25 protein-coding genes and 1 pseudogene are annotated in these 24,312 nt (G+C 68.3%); 11 read left to right on the forward strand and 15 right to left on the reverse strand.

Annotated elements, in window-relative coordinates; genetic code table 11:
- The first annotated feature begins 36 nt into the window (after positions 1-36).
- The 4 genes from VGD28_RS08520 (at position 37) to VGD28_RS08535 (ending at position 2,499) form a co-directional block, all read left to right on the forward strand.
- Positions 37-288, forward strand: coding sequence for a hypothetical protein (locus tag VGD28_RS08520; RefSeq protein WP_331027908.1), 252 nt, complete (start codon positions 37-39; stop codon positions 286-288).
- Positions 289-519: 231 nt separating this feature from the next.
- The gene (gene secE, locus VGD28_RS08525) at positions 520-717 is read left to right on the forward strand and encodes a preprotein translocase subunit SecE (RefSeq protein WP_331027909.1); all 198 of its coding nucleotides are present in this window, start codon (positions 520-522) and stop codon (positions 715-717) included.
- 23 nt (positions 718-740) lie between these two features.
- On the forward strand, positions 741-1,277 hold the full coding sequence (nusG, locus tag VGD28_RS08530; protein ID WP_066576721.1) for a transcription termination/antitermination protein NusG: 537 nt from the start codon (positions 741-743) through the stop codon (positions 1,275-1,277).
- A 265-nt stretch (positions 1,278-1,542) separates the two neighbouring features.
- Positions 1,543-2,499, forward strand: coding sequence for a hypothetical protein (locus VGD28_RS08535; protein ID WP_331027910.1), 957 nt, complete (start codon positions 1,543-1,545; stop codon positions 2,497-2,499).
- 76 nt (positions 2,500-2,575) lie between these two features.
- Here VGD28_RS08535 and VGD28_RS08540 read toward each other — a convergent pair whose 3' ends face one another.
- Positions 2,576-3,475: a hypothetical protein gene (locus VGD28_RS08540; protein WP_331027911.1), complete on the reverse strand. Its 900-nt coding sequence runs from the start codon at positions 3,473-3,475 to the stop codon at positions 2,576-2,578.
- 59 nt (positions 3,476-3,534) lie between these two features.
- A complete protein-coding gene (locus VGD28_RS08545; RefSeq protein WP_331027912.1) occupies positions 3,535-5,598 on the reverse strand; it encodes an amidohydrolase family protein in 2,064 nt (687 codons plus the stop codon).
- Positions 5,599-5,916: 318 nt separating this feature from the next.
- On the opposite strand from VGD28_RS08545, the gene VGD28_RS08550 reads away from it, so the two are divergent.
- Positions 5,917-8,331, forward strand: a complete 2,415-nt coding sequence (locus tag VGD28_RS08550) for an EAL domain-containing protein (RefSeq protein ID WP_331027913.1) — start codon at positions 5,917-5,919, stop codon at positions 8,329-8,331.
- Between the two features lie 256 nt (positions 8,332-8,587).
- Here VGD28_RS08550 and VGD28_RS08555 read toward each other — a convergent pair whose 3' ends face one another.
- Together VGD28_RS08555 and VGD28_RS08560 are read right to left on the reverse strand one after the other, a co-directional pair.
- On the reverse strand, positions 8,588-10,951 hold the full coding sequence (locus VGD28_RS08555; protein ID WP_331027914.1) for a putative bifunctional diguanylate cyclase/phosphodiesterase: 2,364 nt from the start codon (positions 10,949-10,951) through the stop codon (positions 8,588-8,590).
- Between the two features lie 171 nt (positions 10,952-11,122).
- Positions 11,123-12,898, reverse strand: a complete 1,776-nt coding sequence (locus VGD28_RS08560; protein WP_331027915.1) for a fatty acyl-AMP ligase — start codon at positions 12,896-12,898, stop codon at positions 11,123-11,125.
- 137 nt (positions 12,899-13,035) lie between these two features.
- Between VGD28_RS08560 and VGD28_RS08565 the strand changes: the two genes are divergently transcribed.
- From VGD28_RS08565 to VGD28_RS08575, 3 genes are all read left to right on the forward strand, one after another.
- Positions 13,036-13,581 (forward strand): regulatory protein RecX, encoded by a 546-nt coding sequence (locus VGD28_RS08565; RefSeq protein ID WP_331027916.1) that lies wholly within the window; start codon positions 13,036-13,038, stop codon positions 13,579-13,581.
- Between the two features lie 65 nt (positions 13,582-13,646).
- Positions 13,647-14,252, forward strand: a complete 606-nt coding sequence (locus VGD28_RS08570; protein ID WP_331027917.1) for a cold-shock protein — start codon at positions 13,647-13,649, stop codon at positions 14,250-14,252.
- 7 nt (positions 14,253-14,259) lie between these two features.
- Positions 14,260-14,724, forward strand: coding sequence for a DUF192 domain-containing protein (locus tag VGD28_RS08575; protein WP_414714481.1), 465 nt, complete (start codon positions 14,260-14,262; stop codon positions 14,722-14,724).
- Positions 14,725-14,733: 9 nt separating this feature from the next.
- On the opposite strand, the gene map is transcribed toward VGD28_RS08575, so the two are convergent.
- Both map and VGD28_RS08585 read right to left on the reverse strand, forming a co-directional pair.
- On the reverse strand, positions 14,734-15,516 hold the full coding sequence (map, locus tag VGD28_RS08580; protein ID WP_331027919.1) for a type I methionyl aminopeptidase: 783 nt from the start codon (positions 15,514-15,516) through the stop codon (positions 14,734-14,736).
- A gap of 1 nt (position 15,517) precedes the next feature.
- The gene (locus VGD28_RS08585; protein WP_331027920.1) at positions 15,518-15,724 is read right to left on the reverse strand and encodes a ParD-like family protein; all 207 of its coding nucleotides are present in this window, start codon (positions 15,722-15,724) and stop codon (positions 15,518-15,520) included.
- Between the two features lie 117 nt (positions 15,725-15,841).
- Here VGD28_RS08585 and VGD28_RS08590 point away from each other — a divergent pair, with 117 nt between their 5' ends.
- Both VGD28_RS08590 and VGD28_RS08595 read left to right on the forward strand, forming a co-directional pair.
- Positions 15,842-16,234 (forward strand): NADH:ubiquinone oxidoreductase subunit NDUFA12, encoded by a 393-nt coding sequence (locus tag VGD28_RS08590; RefSeq protein ID WP_331027921.1) that lies wholly within the window; start codon positions 15,842-15,844, stop codon positions 16,232-16,234.
- Between the two features lie 197 nt (positions 16,235-16,431).
- Positions 16,432-16,665, forward strand: a pseudogene (locus VGD28_RS08595) (DUF2155 domain-containing protein); the annotation flags it as partial.
- 35 nt (positions 16,666-16,700) lie between these two features.
- Here the strand turns inward: VGD28_RS08595 and aat are convergent.
- Positions 16,701-17,459: a leucyl/phenylalanyl-tRNA--protein transferase gene (aat, locus tag VGD28_RS08600; RefSeq protein ID WP_331027922.1), complete on the reverse strand. Its 759-nt coding sequence runs from the start codon at positions 17,457-17,459 to the stop codon at positions 16,701-16,703.
- Positions 17,456-18,187 carry a ParA family protein gene (locus tag VGD28_RS08605; RefSeq protein ID WP_331027923.1) on the reverse strand — a complete coding sequence of 244 codons (732 nt, stop codon included), beginning with the start codon at positions 18,185-18,187 and terminating at the stop codon, positions 17,456-17,458. Before VGD28_RS08605 ends, aat begins: the two co-directional genes overlap by 4 nt.
- Positions 18,188-18,269: 82 nt before the next feature.
- Here VGD28_RS08605 and VGD28_RS08610 point away from each other — a divergent pair, with 82 nt between their 5' ends.
- The gene (locus VGD28_RS08610; RefSeq protein ID WP_331027924.1) at positions 18,270-18,818 is read left to right on the forward strand and encodes an AAA family ATPase; all 549 of its coding nucleotides are present in this window, start codon (positions 18,270-18,272) and stop codon (positions 18,816-18,818) included.
- Here VGD28_RS08610 and VGD28_RS08615 read toward each other — a convergent pair whose 3' ends face one another.
- From VGD28_RS08615 to VGD28_RS08645, 7 genes are all read right to left on the reverse strand, one after another.
- Complete coding sequence (locus VGD28_RS08615) at positions 18,819-19,007, reverse strand: hypothetical protein (RefSeq protein WP_331027925.1); 189 nt, start codon at positions 19,005-19,007, stop codon at positions 18,819-18,821. It lies immediately after the preceding gene.
- Between the two features lie 28 nt (positions 19,008-19,035).
- A complete protein-coding gene (locus VGD28_RS08620; RefSeq protein WP_331027926.1) occupies positions 19,036-19,899 on the reverse strand; it encodes a sigma-70 family RNA polymerase sigma factor in 864 nt (287 codons plus the stop codon).
- The gene (locus VGD28_RS08625) at positions 19,896-20,369 is read right to left on the reverse strand and encodes a carboxymuconolactone decarboxylase family protein (RefSeq protein WP_331027927.1); all 474 of its coding nucleotides are present in this window, start codon (positions 20,367-20,369) and stop codon (positions 19,896-19,898) included. The genes VGD28_RS08620 and VGD28_RS08625 overlap by 4 nt, the downstream gene beginning before the upstream one ends.
- A 146-nt stretch (positions 20,370-20,515) precedes the next feature.
- Positions 20,516-20,902, reverse strand: coding sequence for a hypothetical protein (locus VGD28_RS08630; RefSeq protein ID WP_331027928.1), 387 nt, complete (start codon positions 20,900-20,902; stop codon positions 20,516-20,518).
- A 97-nt stretch (positions 20,903-20,999) separates the two neighbouring features.
- Entirely contained in the window at positions 21,000-22,304 is a 1,305-nt protein-coding gene (locus VGD28_RS08635) for a type VI secretion protein ImpB (RefSeq protein WP_331027929.1), read from the reverse strand.
- Between the two features lie 247 nt (positions 22,305-22,551).
- Positions 22,552-23,196, reverse strand: a complete 645-nt coding sequence (locus VGD28_RS08640) for a glutamine cyclotransferase (protein WP_331027930.1) — start codon at positions 23,194-23,196, stop codon at positions 22,552-22,554.
- Positions 23,197-23,226: 30 nt separating this feature from the next.
- Positions 23,227-24,312, reverse strand: a 1,086-nt coding sequence (locus VGD28_RS08645) for an HTH domain-containing protein (RefSeq protein ID WP_331027931.1), incomplete at its 5' end; no start/stop codon positions are given.

The raw sequence follows: 24,312 nt of genomic DNA on the forward strand, positions 1-24,312 counted from the left end.
CACGGGCAGGTTTCGTGCGCCATGAGGAGGAAGGACATGCTCAGACCGCTTTCGGCCCTGTTCGCGTCATTGTCGCTGCTTGCCGCGGGGGCCGCGCATGCCGGATCCGCCCAATCGCTCAGCCTGTCGAACGTGCCCGAAGCCCGCGCCGTGACCGCGATCGGCGCGAGCAACGCACAGAGCGAGACGAGCGCCGGCGTCTATGTGATCGGCGCGATCGTCGCCGGCCTGATGATCTGGGGCATCGTCGAGCTGGCGAGCGGCGACGACGATTCCGACAGCAACTGACGGTCGCCCGGACCCGGCGGACCCCACGGGCGCTCCCCTTGCGGAGCGCCCGCTTTCGTTGGGGCGCCGCTCCGCGTCGTGGAAGACATACGGCTCTTGCCCCGCCGCGCCCAAGTCGCTAGATACCAGCCCCAATCCGACAGCGTGATGGGTGTTCGCCGGGTCTCTCACTGGAGGGGCCGGGCGGCGGAACCTGTCCCGAAGCCGGGCAACCAATTTGCGAGGCAACAGGTGGCCAAGACCAGTCCGCTCGAATTCATGCGCCAGGTGCAGGCAGAGACCAGGAAGGTCGTCTGGCCGACGCGCCGGGAAACCGTGATGACCGCCGTGATGGTGCTGATCATGGCGACGCTGCTCGGCCTGTTCTTCTTCGGCGTGGACAGCGCGTTCGACGCGATCGTCCGCTTCCTGCTCAGCCTTGCTGAATAACCCAAGCCAATAACGGGAAAACAATGGCGCGCTGGTACATCATTCACGCCTATTCGGGCTTCGAGAACAAGGTGCGGGACCAGATCCTGTCCGACGCGACGCGGCTTGGCCTCGACGCGCTGGTCGAGGCGGTCGAGGTTCCGGTGGAGACCGTGACCGAGGTCCGCCGCGGCAAGAAGGTGCAGTCGGAGCGGAAGTTCTTCCCCGGCTATGTCCTCGCCAAGCTGGCGATGAACGACGACGTCTATCACCTCGTCAAGAACACGCCGAAGGTGACCGGCTTCCTTGGGTCTTCGGGCAAGCCCCAGCCGATCAGCGAAGCCGAGGCCGCACGCATCCTCAACACCAAGGAGGAAGCCGCCGCCGCGCCCAAGACGCAGATCAAGGTCGACTACGAGATCGGCGACGCGGTCAAGGTGCTGGAAGGCCCGTTCGCGAGCTTCAACGGCGTGGTCGAGGAGCTCGACTTCGACAAGTCGAAGGTCAAGGTCAGCGTGTCGATCTTCGGTCGCGCGACGCCGGTGGAGCTGGATTTCGATCAGGTGGAACGGTCGAAATAGGGCTTCGGAAACAGTTGTAGATTCGAGAGGCCGGGGCGGAAGCTCCGGCCTTTCTTGTTAGGACAGGTGGGCGGAAGCTGGGCCGGTTGAGGACAGGCAGTTATTGTCGTGCAAACGGGAAGGCGGACATGGGCGGAGGTTTGGCGACGCACGGCTCGAATTAGGCCTGACGCGGCCAGGTAGCTTCCAGTTAGAAGGCCGCGACGCAGGGAGCTCTTCGATAATGCAGCGATGGCAAAGCTTATGGATGATCGTTGGCCCTCGAATGGTCACCAGCGAAACGATGGTCCGTCCCGGCATCTATCTCGCACCGCTTGATGACGAAGCCTATACGCGATTTAAGGAGGAGGGCACGCCGGTGCCCAAGGCAACGATGACCTCCGAGAACTTTGTTGTCCGCTACCCGCCGCGTGACCACGTTGTCAGCCGGCATAGACTCCAGGTGGACGTCGAAGCTCCCGACGAGGCGACGGCGATCCTCCATGCCGAGCAGATCGCTAACCGGTTCGCCGCCAGCCTCAGCCTGACCGTTCCCGGCGGACGCTACGTGGTCGAGATGCGGAAGATCCGGCGCGCTGGCGAACGGCAAGAGATTTCCGCCTGGTCCCAGCCGCTCGCCATCACCGGCTGGTCACCGCCTAAGCCGTTCGAATCCGACGACCTCGCCACCGCCTTGGCGACCTTCGACTTGGTCGAAATCGATGAAGTCGCCGAGAATGCCTACGTGCACCTCCTCACCGCTTGGCAGCTCCAGTCCACCGCCGGCTCGAAGCCGCTCCAGCGATCCATCCTCCAGCATTATGTGCTCTGCGTAGAGACCATCGTGAACGGCATTATGGCCCCCGTGCGCAGGAGACGGGCTGATGCCATTCGCCTGGCCGAGCATGAGTTCGCCGCTGGCTTCGCCGTCGACCTCGCAAGGCGCTCCGACAAGCCCGAGGCGATCCGCGCGGCTTCCACCAGACTACGCGAGCTGTCGATGACCAACATGCTGCCGTCCATCGATATGACGGCCTCTATTCTCGAACTCGAGCCCGCGGTCGTGAGGTCTGCGAAGGAACTTTACCGATTCCGGTCGAGCAGCCTCAGCCACCCCGGCAGGACCAAACCCGAGGGTCTTCGCAAATGGCTGCAGGAGGGTCCCACGATCGACAGGTTCTGCGCTGCCGACGTCGTCGCGAGGGCATTCCTCACCGCCTACTGCGCTCACGCCCACACCTAATGGCAAAAGGCTGCTTTCGGGATCGACAGACACTGCTGCCAACGGCAGAATTTGGGGTACACACGAGCCTCGAACCTCACTTCTCCTTCCAATCTCCGATCCGCCAGCCGCCGAACATCGGCCGATCGCGATCCTGCAGGCGCTTTGCCGGATCGGCCTTGCTCCAACCCTTGACCTGATCGAGCGCGGGGAGAGGCAGCACCTTCGGGCCGAAGGGCGAGGGTTCGCCCGCCGCGCGGCGCTCGGCTTCGGCGATGTCGAACGCTTCGCGGGCGCGTTGCTGTTGCGCCTCATACATCGCGCTGAGGCGGAAGCTGTGCGCCTCACGGCTCTCGCCGCGCCGCCGCTTGATGTGCGGCGGTTCGGCCTGCAGCCGCACTTCCTTCTGGTGCAGGTAGAGGAGCTGGAGCGCCTCGCCGGGGCTCAGCTGCGGGAGCGGCGGGGGATCGTTGTGGCGCCACGCGTCCTCGCGATAGCTTTCCGGGTCGGCGGCTTCGAGCAATGCCATTTCCAGGCGTTCATAGCCCATCTCCAGCGCGAGGCGCATCTCGCGCGCGAAGGCGGGGCTTTTGCGGCGGCGAGCGTAGAATGCGGAGTGGCTGAACCCCGCCGCCGCGGCGGAGAGGCGGACATTGGCGGTGGCGCTCAAGGCGGCGAGGAAGGCCTGCTCCGCCGCGCGATCGAGCCGGCGCGGCTGGGCGCGGCGCAGCTGGAGGCGGCCCGACGCAGTGCGAATGACGTGCGGCTCGGCTTCCGCCTTCGCCGCCGGTTCACCGGTATTGAGGCGGGCATGGGCGAGCGCGAGCGCGGCGTCCCACTCGGCGGCGAAGGCGGCGTCGCGGTTGCGGCGCTTGACCATGGTCGAGCGGTGGAAGCCGAGGCTGCGCGCCGCCTCCCGTGCGTTGCCGGTGCGGCGCAGCGCGGCGAGGAAGGCCTGGTTCTCATGTGCCTGGCGGCGGTTGAACGGTCGTGCCATCCGCCAGTGTTCCGAAACGCATTCCAACATTGCAAGCCCGCATTGCAGGCCGCGCGTTGCTATTTCGGCCGGCCGCTGTAGCCGGCCGCGGCGCGCAGCGCATCGCCGTCCATGACATAGCCGTCGCTGACCACGGTCACGACGCGGCGGAGCGCGCCGATCTCGGTCGAGGGGTCGCCGTCGACCAGCACCATGTCGGCCTCCTTGCCGACCGCGATCGATCCGGTGCGCTGGTCGGCGCCGACCACGCGCGCGGGCAGGATGGTGGCGCTCTGCAAGGCCTGCGCGGGCGTAAATCCGGCTTGCCGGTAGATTTCGAGCTCGCGGACCAGCTCGATCCCCCAGCCGTCGGTGCCGGCGACGATCGGCACGCCGGCCTTGTGCAGCTTGCCGACCAGCTGGACCATCTTCGCATAGCTCTTGCGATAGTCGTCGCGGGTCAGCCCCTCGACCAGCGGATAGCCGCCGCTGGTGAAGGCCGATCGCTCGACCACCGGGGAGACGATGCCCATATAGGGGGCATAGGCGGGGTGGGGCTTGCCGCCGTCCTGCGTCAGAAAGCCCTCGAAGATGACGATGGTGGGATCGACGATCGTCCCGCGCTTCGCGAGATCCGCGACGAAGCCGGTCATCAGCGGGCCGTCGAGATCGACATCCTTGAAGTAGCGCGCCGGCCCTTCCATCCGCTGGCGGGTGTTGGCCTTGTCGATCACCTCCCTGGGCATCGCCTCCATCACCACGAAGTTGAGATGGGTGAGCTCGTCATAGCCCGCGGCGACGGCCTCGCTCGGCTTCATCGTCGCGGGGACATGGCCGTGGACGTGCAGGCCCAGGCGATGCGCCTCGGCGGCGGCGGGGGCGATCCAGGCGGGGTTCATCGAGGTGTAGAATTTGACGCCCCACAGGCCCGCCTGCTTGATCCGGCGGACGGCGGCGATCGCCTCGGCCTCACTGCTCACCACCTCGGCGCCTTGCGCCGCGAGCGGATCCTTCTTGTCGATGATCGCCGAGATGAAGGGCTCGCCCATCAGCAGCTCGCCCGACGCGCGGCGCTTGATCGCATCGACCGCGCGATCGAAGGTCGTGCCGGGGCTGCGGAAGCTGGTGATGCCGTTGGCGACGTTGGAGAGCACGTTCCAATCGTCGCCGATGTGCAGATGGCTGTCCCAGATGCCCGGGACCAGCGTCTTGCCGCGGCCGTCGATGGTGCGCGTGCCCGCGGGCGCCTTGAGCGAACCGGCGGCACCGATCGCGGCGATCCTGCCGTCGCGGGCGAGCACGGCGCGGTCGGCGAGGAACACGCCCTTGTCGGCATCGAACAGCCGGACATGGTCGAACAGCACCGGCGCCTTGGCGGCGGGGGTCAGGAAGCGCTGCGCGATCGCCTTGACCTCCGCAGCGGTCGCCGCGTCCTGCGCATCGCGCAGCTGCTTGAGCGCGCCCTCATAGCCCGCCGGAATCACGGAGATGTAGCTGATATTGGCGAAGAAGCGCTTGTTCTCGTCCAGCCAGACGGGCGCCGGTGAGGGCAGCATGCCCTTGATGAAGGCGAGCTGGACCTTCTTCGGCCCGGAGGGACCCTGAATGGTGAGCGTCCGGCCGAAGGTCATGCGGCCCTTGCCGCTCGGCAGGAAATCGATGCCGGCCTCGCCCGCCGCGGCGAGCTTGTCGATCATCGGCGCGCCGGCGATGCCGACGCCGCCGGCCGGAATGTACCAGCCGCCCGCAGGCGCCTCGCCGGAATCGGTTGCGGTCTTCCATATCGCGCGGCCGTTCTCTACCCGGAAGGTCTCGGCGGCGTCGCCCGACATGGTGACGCCGCGCACGGTGAGCGCGGTGACCGTGCCGTCGGGAGCGAGGCGGGTCACCTGGTCCATCTCGGTGATCCAGCCGCGCAGCTCCTGCGACCAGCGATAGGCCAGGCGGCCGTCGGGAAGCTGCCAGCGCCACTGGTCGCCATGCTTGCCTGCCTCCGACACCACCACGAAATGGATCGCATCCGCCGGGGGCTTCAGCAGCTCCTCCTTGGGGACCGGCCTGGATGCCTGGGCGGGGGCGGGGGCGTCATGCGCCAGCGCGGGCGTGGTGGACGCGAGCAGGGCGGCGATCAAGGCAAGGCGCATGCGTATCTCCACGGGCGGGAGGGGGAGCGTGGCAAGCTCCGGTTGCAAATGCAACTTGCCTATGGCGGCGGGCGCCTGTCGCTTCGCGGGAATCTCCGTGCGGCCGGGGCGCGCTCAGTGCGCGCGATATCTTTGGTTGCGGGGGCCTTTACTACCGGAACGCGCGGAATGTCGGCGCGCCCAGACAATAGGTCCGGTTGCGATCAAGTCTTCATCGATTGATAAGGACATGATACTAGTTCTATGTCTTCTTTGGGAGGGGCCGTGCTGCGTGTACTTTCCTGCTTGACGACGGAGCATGACTTCGGACTTGTCGTGGTGGCGGCAATCGTCTGCCTGCTCTCGATGCTGACAGCCTTCCTGCTCGCGGCCCAGATCGGCGAGATGCGTGACCGGCGCCGCCTGCGCTGGCTTGCCGCGCTCGGCTTCGTGACGGGCGGCGGCATCTGGGCGACCCATTTCATCGCGATGCTGGCCTATCAGCCGCAGCTGCCGACCGCCTATGATCCGCTGCGCACGATCCTGTCGATCGCGGTCGGGGTGGCGGCCTCGACCGCGGCGTGGCGCGCCTTCTTCGCCAAGGGCGCGGTCTGGCGCCTGGCGGCGCCCGCGATCTTCGCGATCGGCGTGGCCGCGATGCACAAGACGGGGATGACCGCGCTCCAGACGACCGGGCGGATCACCTATGACGTCGCGATGATCGCGGGGTCGGTCATGGTCGGGCTGGCGCTCAGCTATGCCGGGTTCCGCTGGGCATGGCTGCGCTGGCGGCGCCTCCCGGTCCTGCCGGCGCTCGCGCTGGTGCTGGCGATCGTCGCGATCCATTTCGGTTCGATGGCGGCGGTGACGATCTACCCCGAATCGGGGCTGACGATCGATCCGAGCACGATCGAATCGGGGACGCTCGCCCTGCTGATCGCGACGCTGGCGGCGGCGATCCTCGGGGTTGGGCTGGTCACCGCGATCGCCGAGGCGCGGATCGCGCGCCATGCCCAGCGCGAGGCGGAGCGGCTCAAGAGCTTCAGCGAAAGCGCGCTCGAGGCGCTCGCGATCCTCGACAACGACGTGATCGTCGACGCCAACACCACCTTCTGGGGGCTGGCCGGCTATGATCCGGTGCACCCACCCGAAGGGCTGCGCCTGTCGGAGCTGCTGCCCGATGTGCCCGGTGACGCGCCGCAGCGGCGCGGTCCCGGCTTCTTCAACACGCGGCTGCATGCGCGCGACGGCGAGCGGATCGACGTCGAGATGGCGTTCCGCCGCGGGCAACTGCTCGGCGTCGATCGCGACATGGCGGTGCTGCGCGACGTATCCGAGCAGACCGCCGCGGCGGCGCGGATCGCGCATCTCGCCGCGCACGATCCGCTGACCGGCGCCGCGAACCGGCTGAGCCTCAACCATCTGCTCGCCGATGCGCTGACGCGCTCGACCGGGCAGGCGCCGGTCGCGCTGCTGTGCCTCGACCTCGACCGGTTCAAGGCGGTGAACGACATTCACGGGCATCCGACCGGTGACGCGCTGCTGATCGAGGTGACGCGGCGCATCCGCGCGTGCATGACCGGGAACGAGGCACTGGCCCGGCTGGGCGGCGACGAGTTCGCGATCGTCCAGCCCGGCGGCGACCAGCCGCACCGTGCGGCCTCGCTCGCGCGGCGGATCCTCGATTCGCTGGCGGTGCCGATGCAGGTCGCGGGCCGATCAATCCGCACCGGGGCGAGCATCGGCATCGCGATCCATCCCGATCATGCGGCGACGGCGGAGGAGCTGCACACCAAGGCCGATCTCGCCCTCTATCGCGCGAAGGCGCAGGGGCGCGGCACGATGCGCTTTTTCGACGCCCATATGGACGCGCAGCTGGTGCGGCGGCTGGAGCTGCAGCACGACCTGCAGTTCGCGCTCCAGCGCGGCGAGCTCAGCCTGGTCTATCAGCCCTTCGCCTGCCTGGTGACGGGCGCGATCATCGGGTTCGAGGCGCTGCTGCGCTGGAGCCACCCGGAGCATGGCGAGATCCCGCCGGGCGAGTTCATCCCGCTGGCCGAGGACGGCGGGATGATCGTGCCGATCGGCGAGTGGGTGCTGCGCAGCGCATGCCGCGAGGCCGGGCGCTGGCGGCAGCCGCTCAAGGTCTCGGTCAACCTGTCGCCGGCGCAGATCGCGCAGACCGATATCACCGACGTCATCGCATCGGCATTGTCTGACGCGAAGCTCGACCCGCGCCGGCTCGACCTCGAAGTGACCGAGGGACTGCTGGTCGGCGATCCCGACGGAACGCTCGCCGCGCTGCGCCGGGTGAAGGCGCTGGGCGTCGGGGTGGCGATGGACGATTTCGGCACCGGCTATTCCTCGCTCGCCTATTTCCGCGCCTTCCCGTTCGACGAGGTGAAGATCGACCGGTCGTTCATCGAGCATCTGACGACCAGCCGCGAAGCGCTGGCGATCGTCCGCGCGGTGATCGGCCTGGGCAAGGGCCTAGGCATGTCGATCATCGCCGAAGGGGTCGAGACCGAGGCGCAGATGCAGCTGCTGCTCGCCGAGGGCTGCGACAAGATACAGGGCTATCTGGTCGGCAGGCCAAGGCCGATCGGCCAGTACCGGCGCAGCGTGCTGGCGCGCCGGCCCGGGGCGCTCACCGATCCCGCCGGGTGGGTGGAGGAATGGGCGCGGCTGGTCACGCCCGAGCCGTCGGGCCAGGGTGCGGTGCTGCCTGCGGGCGCGCGTTCCGCCGCGGCTTAGGCGAGGCGGAGCATCGCCGGTTCCGCTGGAGGAATGCGGCTATCGACATCGGGTAGAGGTTAGCTTTCCCAGTCGTCACTCTGGCCTTGTGCCGGGGGTCACGGCGGACAGGAAGCTATGCGACATCGATCGTCGCGCGGTGGACCCCGGCACAAGGCGAGGGTGACGGTGGATTGTTTTCGTGCGGCAGCCGCATTCCGGTGGCATGCGGGGCACGAAAGTCAGGGCAAGCGCAGGCCAGCTCCGGATGCCGCCATCAGGCGGCGACGCTGGCGTTGTCGCGATCGTCGCGGACGGCGAGGCCGCGGGCTTCGAGGACCGGTAGCGGGCGCCCGAAATAATAGCCCTGCACCTTGGTGCAGCCGAGCGCCTGGATCAGCCGGTGCTCGTCCTCGGTCTCCACGCCTTCGGCCGTCGTCGCCATGCCCAGGCTGTCGGCGAGCGCGACGACGGCACGGATGATCGCGATCGCCTCCTTGCTGCCTTTCGACGCGCCCTGGACGAAGCTGCGGTCGACCTTGATCGACGAGAAGCGGGTTCGGCTGAGATAGCCGAGCGAGGAATAGCCGGTGCCGAAATCGTCAAGGCTGAGGCGCACCCCCATGTCGAGGATCGCCTCCAGTGTGCGCACCGCGGCGGTGCCCTCGCGCATGAACACGCTTTCGGTGACCTCGAGCTCGAGCCGATCGGGGCGCAGGCCGCTGTCGCGCAATGCGGCCGCGACAAAGGAGGCGAAAGCCGGGCTGTGCAGCTGATCGGGGCTGACGTTCACCGCAATGCGGATCGGATCGTTCCACTTCGCCGCCTCCATGCAGGCGGTGCGCAGCACCCATTCGCCGATCGGCGCGATCAGCCGTGCTTCCTCGGCCAACGGCACGAACTTGGCGGGGGAGATGCTGCCAAGCTCCGGATGCGTCCAGCGCAACAGCGCCTCGAACCCGGTCAGCGCGCCGGTCCCGGCCTGCACGACCGGCTGGTAGAGAAGGTGGAGCTCGTCATTGTCGAGCGCGGCGCGCAGCGCCATCTCGAGCACGCGGCGCTCCTCGGCCTGGACGTGCAACTCGGGCTCATAGGCATGGAACACGCCGCCGCCAGCGTCCTTGGATCGATAGAGCGCGAGATCGGCCGCGCGGATCAGCGTCTCCGCCGTGCGCCCGTCGCGCGGGCCGATCGCGAGGCCGACGCTGGCGCCGATATAGAGCGTGTGCTGGTCGACCTCATAGGGTTGCGACAATACGCTGATGATGGTGCGCGCGAGCCGCTCGACCGCGGCGGTGTCGGTCGCGTCGCGCACCACCACTGCAAACTCGTCGCCGCCGAGGCGCCCGATCACGTCGTTGACGGTCATCAGCTGCTTCAGCCGCTCTGACACGCGGGTCAGTAGCCGGTCGCCGACCGGATGGCCGAGCGTGTCGTTGACCGCCTTGAACCGATCGAGGTCGATCATCATGAAGGCGCAGCGCGACCCCCATTTCTCGGCCTCGGCCATCGCGGCGCTCAGCGCCTCGTTGATCAGCAGCCGGTTGGGCAGGGCGGTGAGCGGATCGTAGCGCGCCATGCGGCTGATCTGATCGGCCGACTTGCGCGCCTCGGTGACGTCGGAGCCGACCCCGCGGAAGCCGACATAGCCGCCTTCCTCATTGAAGCGCGGCGACCCGGTCATCTCCCACCAGCGCTCGACGCCGTCGACATAGACAGGGAGCAGCAGGTCGCGGAAGGGCTCGCGCTGCTTGATCCGCTCGGCCAGCTCACGCAGGCCCTGCGCGAAGTTGCCGCTTTCCCAGGCGGTTCCGGCGAGCACCTGGAGGAACGGCATGCCGTTGATCGCCTTGGGATCGACGCCCAGCGAGACCGCGAAGCGCGGGTTGGCGCGCACCACGCGGCGCTGCGCATCGGTTTCCCACAGCCAGTCGGCGGACTTGTCCTCGAACTCGCGCAGCAGCAGGCTGACGGTCTCGTCGCGCTCGGCGAGCGCGATCTCGTTGGCCCGGATCACTACCAGCGCCTTGCCGCGCGCGAAGCAGGCGATGACCAGCAGCGCGGTGAAGAGGAGTGAGGCGGCACCCAGCGCCGGCGCAGTGGTCAGCGCCAGCGACACCGCGGCCGAAGCGCCGAGAACGACGAGGAAGGCGATCGTCGCGAGCGGCAGGGCGGCCATCGCGACCGCGGAGGCCGCCATCAGGATCGACAGGATGATCCACAGCGCCGCCGCCTGATCGGCATTGGCGGACGGCCCGAAGAACAGCGGGGCGATCGACCAGACCGCGCCGAGCGAGATGCCGTCAAGCGCGGTCTCGCGCACGTCCTTGAGCGTGGCGATCCGCTCGGTCCGATGGCGCACCGCAAGGCGCCGGAACGCGACCGCGACACCGACCGCGGCGACCAATGCGCTCCAGCTCGCGAGCTTCCACAACGGGAAGCTGGGGGCGAAGTTGAGCGTCACCAGCGCGGCGCCGACGACGTTGACCGCAAGCATGAACAGCGCGAGCTGGCTGCCGGCGTTCATCTGGGCGGCGCGAATCGGACCCCAGTCGGTAGTGTCCGCGGGGTCGTACAGGCCGAGCAGCGCGCGCACGTCGATGCGCGGTCTCGCGAATTGAGAAGTCGTCTGGCTCGTCACGCCCCGTGACTAGCCCGGATCAGGTTAGCGAGAGGTTAGGCGCGAGGCAAAGCGGTGAAATATTTCCGCCATCGCGGATAGGGCGCCTGACGAAAGCCGCGCCATCCCGCGCCACCGCCGGTCCCACAGGGCAGACGGAGCGCGGGCGGGTGTCGATCTCCTGAAGAAAGCTCAGGCGGCGATGCTGTAGGGCTTGATCTCGCCGTTGAGATAGAGGTTGCGCGCCTTGGCGCGGCTGAGCTTGCCCGAGCTGGTGCGCGGCAATGTGCGCGGCGGGATCAGCTCGATCACGCAGTTCATGCCGGTGACGGTGCGTACGCGCTCGCGGATCTCCTCGCGCAGCTTGACGCGCTCGGCCTCGTCGCTGGTGCGGCACTGGACGAGGACGGCGGGGGTCTCTTCGCCGCCCGGCGTGGTGATCGCGAAGGCTGCGATATCGCCCTGCTTGAAGCCGGGAAGCTGCTCCACCGCCCATTCGATGTCCTGCGGCCAGTGATTGCGGCCGTTGACGATGATCATGTCCTTGGCGCGGCCGACGATGTAGATGTAGCCGTCCGAAAGATAGCCCATGTCGCCGGTGTCGAGCCAGCCATCCTGCAGGCAGGCGGCGGTCGATTCGGGATCGCGGAAATAGCCGACCATCAGGCTTGGGCCGCGACACCACACCTTGCCGATCGCGCGCTCGGGCAGCGGGGTGCCGTCCTCCTCGCGGATCTCGATCTCCATGTCCTTGGCGGCCTTGCCGCAATTGACGATGGCGCGGAAGCGCTGGGGGCGCCGCGACGCGCCGGCGTCGCCATTGCTGCCGCCGGAAAGCTGGGTTTCCTCGACCAGCTCGACCACGATGCCTTCGCCTGGAGGCATGATCGACACCGCCAGCGTCGCTTCGGCGAGGCCGTAGCTGGGCAGAAAGGCCGACGCCTTGAAGCCGGCATCGGCAAAGGCATCGACGAAGGACTGCATCACGTCGGGCCGGATCATGTCCGCTCCGTTGCCGGCGACGCGCCAGCGGCTGAGGTCGAAGCGCTCCGACGCCTTGGTCTGGCTCGACATGCGGCGCGCGCAGATGTCGTAGCCGAAGGTCGGCGAATAGGAGAGGGTGGTGCCCTGGTTGCGGGTGACGAGATCGAGCCACGCCAGCGGGCGGCGGGCGAAATCCTCGGTCTTGAGGTAGTCGGTCGAGACCTGGTTGGCGACGACCGACAGGAAGCAGCCGACCAGGCCCATGTCGTGATACCAGGGCAGCCACGAGACGCAGCGGTCGCTGTCCTGGATATGCATGCCGTGGCTGTGCGCCGACAGGTTGTTGAGCAGCGCATGGTGCGTGATCGCGACGCCGTGCGGGACGCGGGTCGAGCCGCTCGAATATTGGAGATAGGCGATGTCGCCGGTCTTCGCCTGGGGCAAATCGGCCTGGGGTGCTTCGCGGGTCGTGAAGCTCTCCCAGTCGACGCCCTCGACCTTCTTGATGCGCGCCGCCTCGCCGGCCATCGCGGCGAGCTCGGCCGGATAGAACAGCATCTTGGGGTCGCAGCTGTCGAGCTGGACGCTGAGCTGGTCGATATAGTGCTGGCTGCCGCCGAAGCTCGTGGGCAGGGGAAGCGGCACCGGCCAGGCGCCGGCATAGATCACGCCGAAGAACAGGGCGGCGAAATCGGCCCCGGTCTCGGCGATCAGCGCGATCCGGTCCTCGGGCTTCACGCCTGCGGCGATCAGGCGGCGCGCCTGCGCCAGCGCATCCTCGCGCATCTCGCGAAAGGGATAGGCGCGCACGAGCGTGCCGCGGGCATCGTGGAAATTGAGCCCGCGCAATCCCTGCGCGGCATAATCCAGCGCATCGCCGAGCGTCGCGAAATCCGCGAGACGGCGGGGGAGCGCATCTTCGGTCGGGGTCGGCAGCAGCGCTGCGCCGTTCCCGTCGACCATATCCTTGACGTTCAATGCCATATCCTAAAATCCGTGCCCCTGATCGTGGCAGGCCGTCCGTCGCATCAACGACGCTCTGGCCCCACATCAGAAATGCGGACGGCCCTGCTACGCACTGGCGTTCAAATTCGGTTGGTACTGTGGCACAAACAAGGCGCATGCGCCGTAACGACCGCCCCGGGCGCCGCCCTTTGCCCCCTCTTGACCGCGCAGCGCTCGAACGGCTGGCGCTGCGCTATGTCGAGCGTTTCGCGACGACCCGCGGAAAATTGGCCGCTTACCTCCTGCGCAAGGTGCGCGAGCGGGGGTGGGAGGGCGAGCCCGCGGACCCTGTCGCGATTGCGGAACGCTTCGCCGAATTGGGGTACGTCAACGACCGGCTCTATGCCGAATCACAGGCTTCGGCGATGGCGCGGCGCGGCCTCGGCGCGCGGCGGGTGAACGACGCGCTGCGCCACGCAGGCGTCCAGGAACGGGACGCCGCGGAGATCGCGCCGCTCATCGCCGAACGCGCCGTCGAGACCGCGCTCGCCTTTGCCCGCAAGCGCAGGATCGGCCCGTTCGCCACGGAACGGGCGGACCGCGAGCGCGCCGCGAAGCAGGCCGCGGCGATGGTGCGCGCCGGCCATTCGCCCGATCTCGCCTGGAAAATCGCCCGCATGGACCCCGGCGAAAGCGTCGAACCGTTGCTTGTCGCGGATTAGTAACAAAGGATTCGCATCCGCCGGAAATGCTGTGTTAATGTTGCCGGTCAGGGGGAAGTGTCTGGATGCGTATCGACCCGCAACGAGCGTCGAGCGAATTTGTGCCCGTGCCGGCCGGCACGGTGTTGTCGGTCGCCGGTTCCGGCGCGGACGACGAACATTGCTCGGGGGAGCGATATTCGGGCACGGTCAAATGGTTCGACGTGACTCGTGGTTTCGGATTCCTCGTCGCCGACGATGCGGCGGCGGGTGATATCCTGATCCATTTTTCCGTGCTTCAGCCGCACGGCCGCCGCAGCCTGCCCGAAGGCGCGCGAGTCGAATGCACCGTGCTGCGCCGCGAGCGCGGCTTGCAGGCGCGCGAGATCCTGTCGATCGACCTGACCGACGCGGTTGAGCCGCCCAAGACGCGCGCTGCCGCCGACCGCGCCGACCGGATGCAGTTGATCGATTCGGCGGGGCCGTTCGAGCAGGTGACCGTCAAGTGGTTCAACCGGCTGAAGGGATATGGCTTTCTGGTGCGCGATGGCGATTCGGCCGATATATTCGTGCATATGGAAACGCTTCGCCGGGCGGAGATTTATGACGTTGAACCCGATCAGCCGCTACGTGCGCGAATCGTCGAAGGGGACAAGGGCCCGCTCGCCGTCGTCGTGGAGGCGGCGGGCTAGCACGCCGCTGCTGCTGGCGCTGACCGCACTGGCGCTGGCTCCGGGATGCAAGAGCGGCGAGGCCGGCGACACGGCGGCGGTGCAGGCCGCCGCGCGGACGACGGTCACCATCGAGAGCAGCGGCGCGAAGCACGTCTTCAAGGTCGAGCTGGCGCGCACGGCGGACGAGCAGCAGCGCGGCCTGATGTACCGCACCGACATCCCGGCCGATGGCGGGATGCTGTTCGCGCCCTATCCGGCGGGCGGCGGCGCGCCACGCGAGGCGAGCTTCTGGATGAAGAACACGCCGACCTCGCTCGACATCATCTTCATCCGCGCCGACGGCACGATCGCGCATATCGCCGAGAATACGGTGCCGCTGTCCGAGGATCAGGTCCGTTCGGGCGAGCCGGTGGCGGCGGTGCTTGAGATCCTGGGCGGCAAGGCCGCGGAGCTGGGCATCTCGCCGGGCGACAAGGTGAGCTGGCGCTAGCGTCTCAAGCTAGGCCACGCGCAATCCCGGCATCGGCCTCTCGCCCGAGCGCAGGGTCAGCACCTCGACTCCCGCCGGCGTCACCGCGACCGTATGCTCGAACTGCGCCGAGAGCTTGCCGTCATTGGTGACCACCGTCCATCCGTCGTCCTGCGTGGATACCTTCCGGCTGCCCTGATTGATCATCGGCTCGACGGTGAAGACCATGCCCTCGCGCAGCTTCAGGCCGGTGCCGGGCCGCCCGAAATTGAGCACGGACGGCTCCTCGTGCATCTCGCGCCCGATGCCGTGCCCGCAATATTCGCGCACCACCGAATAGCCGTGGCGCCTGGCATGCCGCTCGATCGCGAAGCCGATATCGCCCAGATACGCGCCCGGACGCACCTGCTCGATGCCCTTCCACATCGCCTCCTGCGCCACGCGGACGAGCCGCCTGGCCGCGGGCGCGACGTTGCCGACCATGTAGGTCTTGCTCGAATCCGCGATGAAGCCGTTCTTCTCGAGCGTGATGTCGAGATTGACGATGTCGCCGTCGCGGACGATCTCCCGCGCATCGGGCACGCCGTGGCAGACGACGTGGTTGATCGAGCAGTTGAGGACATAGGCGAAGCCATACTGCCCCTTGCTCGCCGGCCGCGCGGCAAGGTCCGTGGTGATGAAGCGATCGACCAGGTCGTTGACCTGCATCGTCGACATGCCGGCAAGGTCCTGCCGGTCGAGCATCTCGAACACCGAGGCGAGCAGCCTGCCCGATATGCGCATCAGCGCGAGTTCGTCCGCGGTCTTCACCATGTCAGGCGGCCGCGCGTTCCACCAGCGCCGCGTCGGCCGCGGCGAGCTGCATCCTGACGATCTCGTTGAAGGACAGGGCCGGATTGGCCTCGGCCAGCATGCCGATCTTCATCCAGAATTCGGCCTGCGCGTTGATCGAGCGGCACATCACCGCACTCGCCCGGCGAACCTCCTCGTGCAATGCGTCGTCGACCTTTACGATGCCCATGCTCATCCCTTGGCACAGTGAATATACGGATCGTATATGGATCATATATAGGCGGGTCAACCCGATGGCATCCATCCCCGGTTGCCGCCGCCGCCTTGCCCGCGTAAAGCGCGGGGCATGGGAATCCTGGCGAATATCTTCACCTGGTGGAACGGCTCCACCTTCGGCACCTGGATGGGCCTGCGCGGCAAGGACAAGGTCGGCGAGGACGCGCTCGGCAATGTCTATTACCAGGGCGGCAAGGACATGCACGGCATGACCCGGCGCTGGGTGATTTACAAGGGCGCGAACGATTCGAGCCGCGTGCCGCCCGAATGGTTCAGCTGGCTGCACCACCAGATCGACGATGTGCCCGATCGCGCGCTGCCGCCGGTGCGCCAGTGGGAGAAGCCCGCCGTTCCGAACCTGACCGGCACCGCCGCGGCCTATCGCCCGGCGGGCGCGCTGGAGGCGGGCGGCAAGCGCATCGGCGCGACCGGCGACTACGAAGCTTGGACGCCCGGCGCCTGATGGCTTCGCTCCGTCCCGCCCTTCTGGCGCTGGCGCCGCTCGCGCTGGCGGGGTGCGGCTGGTTCGGCGGGGACGCGCCGCAGAACAAGACGGCGGCAGCCGACACGGTCGATGTCGCGCCCAAGGCGGGGCCGGGCGAGGAAGTGGTGACGGTCGACGCCGGAAACACCGCCGCGCTGACCGCGGGCGCGACCCAGATGGCCGAGCGCGTCGCGGTGCTGGGCCTGCTCAACAAGCGCAACGGCCAGGCGCGCGACATTACGCTGAAACCCGGCCAAGCGGTGCGCGCGGGCGACGTGATCGTGCGGCTGCGCGCGTGCGAGAAGACCGCGCCGTGGGAGAGCGAGCCCTATACCGGCGCCTTCGCACAGGTCGATGTGCGCGAGTCCGACGGCAAGTGGAAGCGCGCCTTTTCCGGCTGGCTCTACAAGGAGCGCCCCGCGCTCAACGTGGTGCAGCACCCGGTTTATGACGTCTGGGTCAAGAGCTGCGCGATGACCTTCCCCGAAACGGGCGGCGAGGTGGTGAACGGCGGCGCCAGCGGTTCGGGCGCCAGCGCGCCCAAGGCATCGAGCGCGCCGAAATCGGCCGAGACCCCAGCTGTGCCCGAGGCGAGCCCCGCGGCACCCTCGCCGAGCGCGTCGCCCAGCATCGAGAGATAGGTCTCGCGCGGCACCTCGACCGCGCCGAGCGAGGCGAGGTGATCGGTCATGAACTGGCAGTCGAGCAGCTCGAACCCGCCGAGGCGCAGCCGCGCGACGAGCGCCGCGATCGCGACCTTCGATGCATCGCGCGCGCGGCTGAACATCGATTCGCCGAAGAAGGCGCGGCCGAGCGCGAGGCCGTAAAGGCCGCCGACCAGCCGGTCGCCGTCCCAGGTCTCGATCGAATGAGCGAAGCCGCGGCGGTGCAGCTCGCCGAACACCTTCTCGATCGCCGGATTGATCCAGGTATCGGGCCGGTCCGGCGCAGACTCGGCGCAGAGCGCGATCACGCGATCGAACGCCGCATCGGCGGTGATGCGGAAGCGGTCGCCGGCGATCGTCTTGCGCAGCGAGCGCGACAGGTGGAAGCCGTCGAGCGGCATGATCGCGCGCTGGCGTGGCTCGACCCAGAAGACGCTGTCCTCGTCGCGATGCTCGGCCATCGGGAACACGCCCATCGCATAGGCGCGCAGCACCAGATCGGGATCGAGATCGAGCGAGCGGGGCGTGGGGCGGGTCATTTCTTCTTCGATCTTGCGAGGCGCTTCTCGATCGCCTGCCACAGATCGGCGAATGCCCTGCCGCCGGCGCTGCGGCCGGAAAAGGCGCCGACCGGCGCGCGGCGCGCGGCCATGGTCTCGACCACGCTTGCCATCGGGACGATCGGCCAGCCGGGGTGGCGCTCGAGCGCCTCGGCATGGAGCTTGCGGCGGCGGTCGACCATCGAATGGACCGGCATCAGTGGCACCTTGCCTTTTCCGCCGAGATGCGCCTCGACCTCAGCCAGCGCGCGCTCGGACAGTGGCGAGGGGATGACGGGCACGACGATCAGGTCGGCGGCGCGCATCACCTGCTCGCTGGTCTCGGTGAGGCCCGGCGGGCAGTCGAGCATCATCCGGTCATAGGCCTTGTCGAGTTGCGCCACGAGCTTGGCGAGGCGCTTCTTCTTGTCGAGCTCGTGAAACAGCAGGTCGAGGCCGCGCAGCGACGCGTCGGCGCCGATCAGGTCGAGCCGCTCGATCGCGGTGGTGTGAGCGAGCTTCGACGGCTCGACGTCCCTGGTGAACACCGCTTGCGCCTGCGCCTTGCCCTTTCCGCCGCCGAGCAGATAGGTGGAGGCCGCCTGGGGATCGAGATCCCAGAGCAGGGTGCGGCGCGCCGAGAGAGTGGCGGCGCACCAGGCGAGGTTGACCGCGAGCGTAGTTTTGCCGACGCCGCCCTTCAGGCTGTAGATCGCGATTGCCGCCAAGCCGTGCCTCCGCTCGAAAATCCAACGCGCCGGATCGCGTTCCGGCACCGGTATCATCAATGTTCCCGATGGAGATAACAAGATGAGGACAGACCATCTGTTCGCGATCACCGGCGGGCCGGGATCGGGCAAATCGAGCCTCATCGCGGCGCTGGCGGCGGAGGGCGCGGCGCACATGCCCGAGGCCGGGCGGGCGATCATCCAGGACCAGGTCGCGATCGGCGGCAACGCGCTGCCCTGGGCTGATCGCGCCGCCTTTGCCGAGCTGATGCTGGGATGGGAGCTGCGATCGCACCGTGAAGCGCGCGCATTGGCGGGGCCGGTGGTGCTCGATCGCGGCATTCCGGACGTGATCGGTTATTTGCGGCTGTGCGGGCTGCCGGTGCCGGTCCATGCCGAGCGGGCGGCCGCCATGTTCCGCTACAACCCCACGGCGTTCATCGCGCCGCACTGGCCGGACATCTATGCGCGGGATGCCGAGCGCAAGCAGGACGCGGCCGAGGCGGCGGCGACGCACGAAGCGATGGCGCAAGTCTATGCCGAGCTCGGCTATGACCTCGTTCCGCTGCCGCTCGCTTCGGTTGCGGAGCGCGCGCGGTTCGTGCGGGACCGGATCGGCAGCGCGGGCTGATCAACCCGGTGCGTCGGGCTGCGCCAGCTCCGAGCTGTTGCCCGTCCGTTCGCGCTGCACGTCCTGCTTCAGATAGACGATATTGTAGCCGACGAAGATCACCACAACGATCCCGACCACGATGACCGGGATGATCCACATGGCCTTGCTGCGGCGCGGAGCGGGGCTGTCCATGCGCCCTGAACGCATGGAAGGGGCCGAGGGTCCGCGTGGCAGGTCAGTGCAGGTGGCGCAGCTTGTCGGGGTTGCGGGTGACGTAGATGGCGGTGACCCGGCCGTCCTCGATCTCCAGCGCGGTGGTCTGGATCTCGCCATCCGATTCCAGCGTCACGAAGCCCGGCAGGCCGTTGACGAAGCCGGTGCGCAGCAGCTTCGATCCATATTTGCCGAACAGCACGGCGAGCGACTTGTGCAGCTTCATCACGTGCCTGAAGCCGAGCACCAGCTGCATCGCCGCCGCGCGCTTGCCGCCGCCGTCGGAATGCATGCTGACATCCGCCGCGAGCATCGCGCCGAGCGCGGTCATGTCGCCCGTGCGCGACGCGGCGAAGAACGCCTCGGCGATCTCCAGCCCGTGCTGCTGCTCGACCGCGAAGCGCGGGCGCGCCTCGCGGACATGCGCGCGGGCGCGCGCCGCGAGCTGGCGGCAGGCGGCGGCGTCGCGGTCGAGCGTCTTCGCGATCTCGTCGAACGATACGCCGAACACGTCGTGGAGGAGGAAGGCGGCGCGTTCGAGCGGGGAGAGGCGCTCGAGTGCGAGCATCAGCGGGAGGGTGACGTCCTCTTCCGGCTCCTCCTCGATCACCGGATCGGGCAGCCACGGGCCGATATAAGTCTCGCGCTGGTGCCGCGCGGACTTGAGCTGATCGAGGCACAGGCGCGTGACGGTGCGGCGCAGGAACGCCTCCGGCTCGCGCACCGCCGCGCGATCGGTGCCCATCCAGCGCATGAACGCCTCCTGCACCACGTCCTCGGCATCGGCAACCGAGCCGAGCATGCGATAGGCGACGCGGATGAGCTTCGGGCGCAGCGGATCGAAGGATTCCGCTGCGCCCTCGCGCTCGTGTTCGTCGCGTGTCACGCGGCCGCCTGCGCCTGGGCGGCCTTGACCGCCGACGGCTCGGTCCACAGGTCGAAGCCGACCGCGAGGCGGTTCCAGCCGTTGATGATGTTGATCATCAGGGTGAGCTTCACCTGCTCCTCCTCGCTGAACTCGGCGGCGAGCGCGTCATAGGCCTCGCGCTGGGTGTGCCCTTCGGAGAGCCGCGTCAAGGCGTCGACCCAGCCGAGCGCGGCGCGCTCGCGCGGGGTGTAGCCGGGCGCCTCGCGCCATGCGGAGAGCAGGTAGATGCGCTTCTCGGTCTCGCCCTGCGCGCGGGCTTCCTCGGTGTGCATGTTGATGCAGTTGGCGCACTGGTTGATCTGCGAGGCGCGGATCTTGACCAGCTCGATCAGCGAGGGCTCGAGGCTGGCGGCGATCGCGGTGGAGGCGGCGAGCCACGGGCGCATCACGGCGGGGGCGGCGGTGTAGGGATTGAGCTTCGGGGTCATGGTCATGCTCCTTCATCGGGTTGCAGTGACATGACGAGCGGGGCGCGGCGGATGTGACATGCGCGGCGAAAAAAGTCAGTGCCGGGACATGAAAAAGGGCCAGCGGTGGGTGCCGCCAGCCCTTTCTGGATGGAATTTCGCGAGGGTCAGGCCTTGCAGGTCAGCTTGCCCTTGCCCGGCAGCTCGACGGTGGCCGACTTCTCGTTGCCGGTCAGCGTGTAGCCGCCCTCGGCAGTGAAGGGCTGGCCGGCTTCGGGCGCCTTGAGATCGGTCCACGGCGCCGTCTTGTCGGTGCGGATCTTGACCAGCTTGTCGCCCTGGAAGAATTCGGCGAACACGAGCGCATTGCCCGGCTGGCAGCGCATCGAGACGGTGGCCTTGATCGACGGCGGCAGCTCGACGGCGGGCGCGTTCTTGAGCGCGGTCGCCATGGGATCGGGCGCGCGATCGTCGATCACTTCGGGTTCGGGTTTGCAGGCAGCGAGCGGCAGAAGCGCGATCGCGACGGCAGCGGGGAGGAGACGCATCTTCATAGCGGGCGCTCCTTTTGCTTATGCAGCATTTAACGTCAAGGGATACGTTATACCGCGCACCAATCCATTTTGCGGTGCAATAGAGAAGTTTCCGGATTCACTCGTGAAATTCGTCGAGATCGGGAATGCGCCCGAACGCAATTTTCGTTCCGACGCGATCGGCACGGCCGCCGTCCATCGGTCCGACCGACACCGCATGCCGCCCGAACTTCTCGTTGATTCTGTCCATCGCCTTGCTGAGCGAGAGCGTGCGGGTCTCCCGCGCCAGCGGATCGTCGGGGTCGAGCGCCGCGAACAGCGATTCCTGCTCGCCGTGCAGCGGCGCGATTTCGGCCAGCGTCACGCCGATCATGCGGATCGCGAAGCCGCCGGGGCGGGCACGGCCTGCGACGGCGAGCCGCGGGAAGATCGAATCGAGCGCCTGGAGGACGGTGAAGCTGTCCTGCGTCGAGGGCAGCTTGACCGACGTGCGCCAGGTCGACTTGTCGTCCTCGAACCGCGCATGGAGCACCAGCAGCCGGCTGACATAGCCCTTGCGCCGCAGCCGGCTGGCCGATTTGAGCGCGAGGCGGCGGGCAGTGAGACGGGTCGGCTCCAGCCCCCGCTTGCGCGGGGACAGGACATGGCTGTGGCCGATGGTGCGGCTCTGCGTCGGCTTTTCGGGCAGGTCGAAGCCATGGAGCAGATACCAGAGCCGGTCGCCATTGACCCCACCCCAGGCCGATCCGGCATCGCGCGGGCGGCGCTCGCACAGCTGGCCGATGTCGAGGATGCCCTGCTGCGCGAGGCGCTTCTCCATCTTGGCGCCGATCCCCGCGATGTCGCGCAGCTTGAGCGCGAACAGCCGGTGGGGGAGCATATCTTCGGTAAGGACGGTGAGGCCATCGGGCTTCTGCATGTCCGAAGCGAGCTTGGCGAGCAGGCGGTTGGGGGCGATGCCGACCGATGAGGTGAGGCACTCGCCGACATTGGCGCGGATGCCCGCCTTGATCCGCTTCGCGAGGGCAACCGCGGTTTCCGGATCGTTCTCGTTATCGAGCAGGCGGCAGGCGACCTCGTCGATCGAGCAGACCTTGTCGACCGGGATGTGCTGCCACACCTCGGCGACGATCGCCTCGTGGAACTCGACATATTTCTCGTGCCGGCCTGGGGTGACGATCAGGTCGCGGCACAGGCGCTTCGCCTCCCAGACGGGGGTGCCGGTGCCGATCCCGAACTTCTTGGCCTGCACCGATGCGGCGATGGCGACGGTGGTGTCGCTGCTGACCGGCGCGACGATGATCGGCTTGCCCCGCAGATCGGGGTTCAGCTGCTGCTCGACCGCGGCGAAGAAGCTGTTGAGATCGAGATACAGCCATCGCAGCGGCCGCGGGGGCAGGTCGAGGAGCGGCGCGGTCGCCATGAGAGAACAATAGTCGAACAGGCCGGCGGAGTCACGCGGCGGGTGGGCTACCCGGAACGAGCGAACTTGACTCAGCCTTGAGGGGAAGTTGACGCGAACAGCGTGTTTTCACGCGTGAGTGTCAACCGCCTCGCCTTCGCGTAAGGCTCCAAAAGTCACACCTTTACGCGCGCGCGGATCGGGAAGGGATTCGGTTGTCAAAGAGCCCGGCGATTCTATCCGAGCGGCGGGCTGTAGGAAAATGGTTTCAGCCGGCCGCGGCATAGCCCGGGCGGCGGATCGCGCGGAGCTTGCCGCTCTGGCCGCCGCCCGCGAAGAAGCGGCCGGCGCCGTCGGACTCGAGGCCCGAGATGCCGGTGCCCTCGGGCATGTCGAGCCGTTCGAGCACCTCGCCGCTCCCGGGATCGATGCGGCGCAGGTCGCTGGCATCGTCCTGCCAGGTGCCGTGCCACAGCTCGCCATCGACCCAGGTGACGCCGGTGACGAAGCGATCGGACCTGATCGTGCGCAGGATCGCGCCGGTCTCCGGGTCGATCTGGTGGATGCTGGCGGCGCGATACTCGCCGACCCACAGCGAGCCCTCGGCCCAGGTGAGGCCGGAGTCGCCGCCACTGCCAGGGGCGGGGATGGTCGCGAGCACTTCGCCGGTTGCGGGATCGACCTTGCGGATCACCGCTTCCGCGATCTGGTAGAGATGCGTGCCGTCGAACGCGGTGCCGGCATCGGCCGGGACGTCGACCCCGCCGGTGAGCTCACCGCTCTCGGGATCGAGCGCCTCAATGCGTCCGCCGGTGGCGAACCACACGCGCTCGCCGTCGAAGCTGACGCCGGCGACGTCGCCAGTGGGGAAGGGGCCATATTCGCGGAGGATTTCTGCGGAGGCCTGTCTCATGTCCGTTCTCCTCTTCGGTACGGCGCCAGACTATCCGCCGGGCAGCATGGCCGGGAGTAACAAGCTTGTCGGGAAACCCGGGGTCTGCCGCGCCATCCAGCGGCGCGCGCGACCGCGGCCGACCCCGTCGGCCTTGCCCGCCGCCGCCAGCGCCTCGAGCGCGCGCTGCACGGTGCGCGGGCTGACGTCGAGCGCGAGTGCGAGCGCCGAGCTCGACCAGGCCTCGCCATCGGCGAGCAGGGCGAGAATGTCGGCATGTGCTTCCTCCTGCGGCGGGAGAAGCAGCGCGACCGCGTCGGCACGCGGCTTGAGGATGAAGCCGTCCTCGGTGGCGCTGATCTCGGCGAGGGGTTCGAGTTCGGCGCGCAGGCGGCCGATCTCGACGCGCAGCCGGGCGCGGTGCGATTCGTCCGCCTCGCGGGCGCGAAAGGCGCGCTGGAGCAAGGCGAGCCGGGTGACATCGCGCGGCCACGCTTCGGCGAGGATGCGGGCGAGCGCGAACAGCACGGGACGCGCGGCGAGCGGGAGGATCGTCTCGCCCGACAGGATCGATGTTCGGCAGGCATCGACGATCAACGCGCCGGAAGCGATCAGCGCTTCGACCTCGGCGAGATCGATCAGCCGCGTGCCGTCGCGGGCGACGAGGCGCGCCGCGGGCGCGTCGAACGCGCGCGCGGCTTGCTCCACCTCCGCGACGAGCGCTGGGATACCGGTGCGCGCGGCAGCCTGCGCGGCGCGATCGAGCGCGGCACGGGCGAGGCCGGCCTCAATCCGGCGCATCGCGATCCCCGCCGCGACCAGCCAGGCACCGGCGCGCGATGCCGGGGGCAGCGCATCGGCGTCGAGCGCTTCGAGCGTGCGTGCGGCCTGGTCGAGCCGACCGATCAGCAGCAGGCGCCGCGCATCGAGATAGCCGGCATGCGCGGCATTGGCGCGGTCGCCATGCGTCGCGAGCGTGGCGCGCGCGGCGTCAAGCCCGCGCATCGGCTCGCCGAGGTCGCGCGAGACCAGGGCGATCTCGGCCTCGGCGACGATGCAGCGCGCGCGGGCGACGGGCTCGCGGGCGCCGAAGGCGCGGGCGGCGCGGCGCAGCAGCTCGCGGGCGCGGGCGAGGTC

It is taken from the genome of Sphingomonas sp. (assembly GCF_036402235.1).
Taxonomy (GTDB): domain Bacteria; phylum Pseudomonadota; class Alphaproteobacteria; order Sphingomonadales; family Sphingomonadaceae; genus Sphingomonas.

Bases quoted from the DNA above. Each gene is read 5' to 3' on its own strand.
- VGD28_RS08520 (WP_331027908.1), top strand. From the start codon at position 37: ATGCTCAGACCGCTTTCGGCCCTGTTCGCGTCATTGTCGCTGCTTGCC.
- nusG (WP_066576721.1), top strand. From the start codon at position 741: ATGGCGCGCTGGTACATCATTCACGCCTATTCGGGCTTCGAGAACAAG.
- VGD28_RS08535 (WP_331027910.1), top strand. From the start codon at position 1,543: ATGGTCACCAGCGAAACGATGGTCCGTCCCGGCATCTATCTCGCACCG.
- VGD28_RS08540 (WP_331027911.1), bottom strand. From the start codon at position 3,475: ATGGCACGACCGTTCAACCGCCGCCAGGCACATGAGAACCAGGCCTTC.
- VGD28_RS08545 (WP_331027912.1), bottom strand. From the start codon at position 5,598: ATGCGCCTTGCCTTGATCGCCGCCCTGCTCGCGTCCACCACGCCCGCG.
- VGD28_RS08560 (WP_331027915.1), bottom strand. From the start codon at position 12,898: ATGGCATTGAACGTCAAGGATATGGTCGACGGGAACGGCGCAGCGCTG.
- VGD28_RS08565 (WP_331027916.1), top strand. From the start codon at position 13,036: ATGCGCCGTAACGACCGCCCCGGGCGCCGCCCTTTGCCCCCTCTTGAC.
- VGD28_RS08570 (WP_331027917.1), top strand. From the start codon at position 13,647: ATGCGTATCGACCCGCAACGAGCGTCGAGCGAATTTGTGCCCGTGCCG.
- map (WP_331027919.1), bottom strand. From the start codon at position 15,516: ATGGTGAAGACCGCGGACGAACTCGCGCTGATGCGCATATCGGGCAGG.
- VGD28_RS08585 (WP_331027920.1), bottom strand. From the start codon at position 15,724: ATGGGCATCGTAAAGGTCGACGACGCATTGCACGAGGAGGTTCGCCGG.
- VGD28_RS08590 (WP_331027921.1), top strand. From the start codon at position 15,842: ATGGGAATCCTGGCGAATATCTTCACCTGGTGGAACGGCTCCACCTTC.
- aat (WP_331027922.1), bottom strand. From the start codon at position 17,459: ATGACCCGCCCCACGCCCCGCTCGCTCGATCTCGATCCCGATCTGGTG.
- VGD28_RS08610 (WP_331027924.1), top strand. From the start codon at position 18,270: ATGAGGACAGACCATCTGTTCGCGATCACCGGCGGGCCGGGATCGGGC.
- VGD28_RS08615 (WP_331027925.1), bottom strand. From the start codon at position 19,007: ATGCGTTCAGGGCGCATGGACAGCCCCGCTCCGCGCCGCAGCAAGGCC.
- VGD28_RS08625 (WP_331027927.1), bottom strand. From the start codon at position 20,369: ATGACCCCGAAGCTCAATCCCTACACCGCCGCCCCCGCCGTGATGCGC.
- VGD28_RS08630 (WP_331027928.1), bottom strand. From the start codon at position 20,902: ATGAAGATGCGTCTCCTCCCCGCTGCCGTCGCGATCGCGCTTCTGCCG.
- VGD28_RS08635 (WP_331027929.1), bottom strand. From the start codon at position 22,304: ATGGCGACCGCGCCGCTCCTCGACCTGCCCCCGCGGCCGCTGCGATGG.
- VGD28_RS08640 (WP_331027930.1), bottom strand. From the start codon at position 23,196: ATGAGACAGGCCTCCGCAGAAATCCTCCGCGAATATGGCCCCTTCCCC.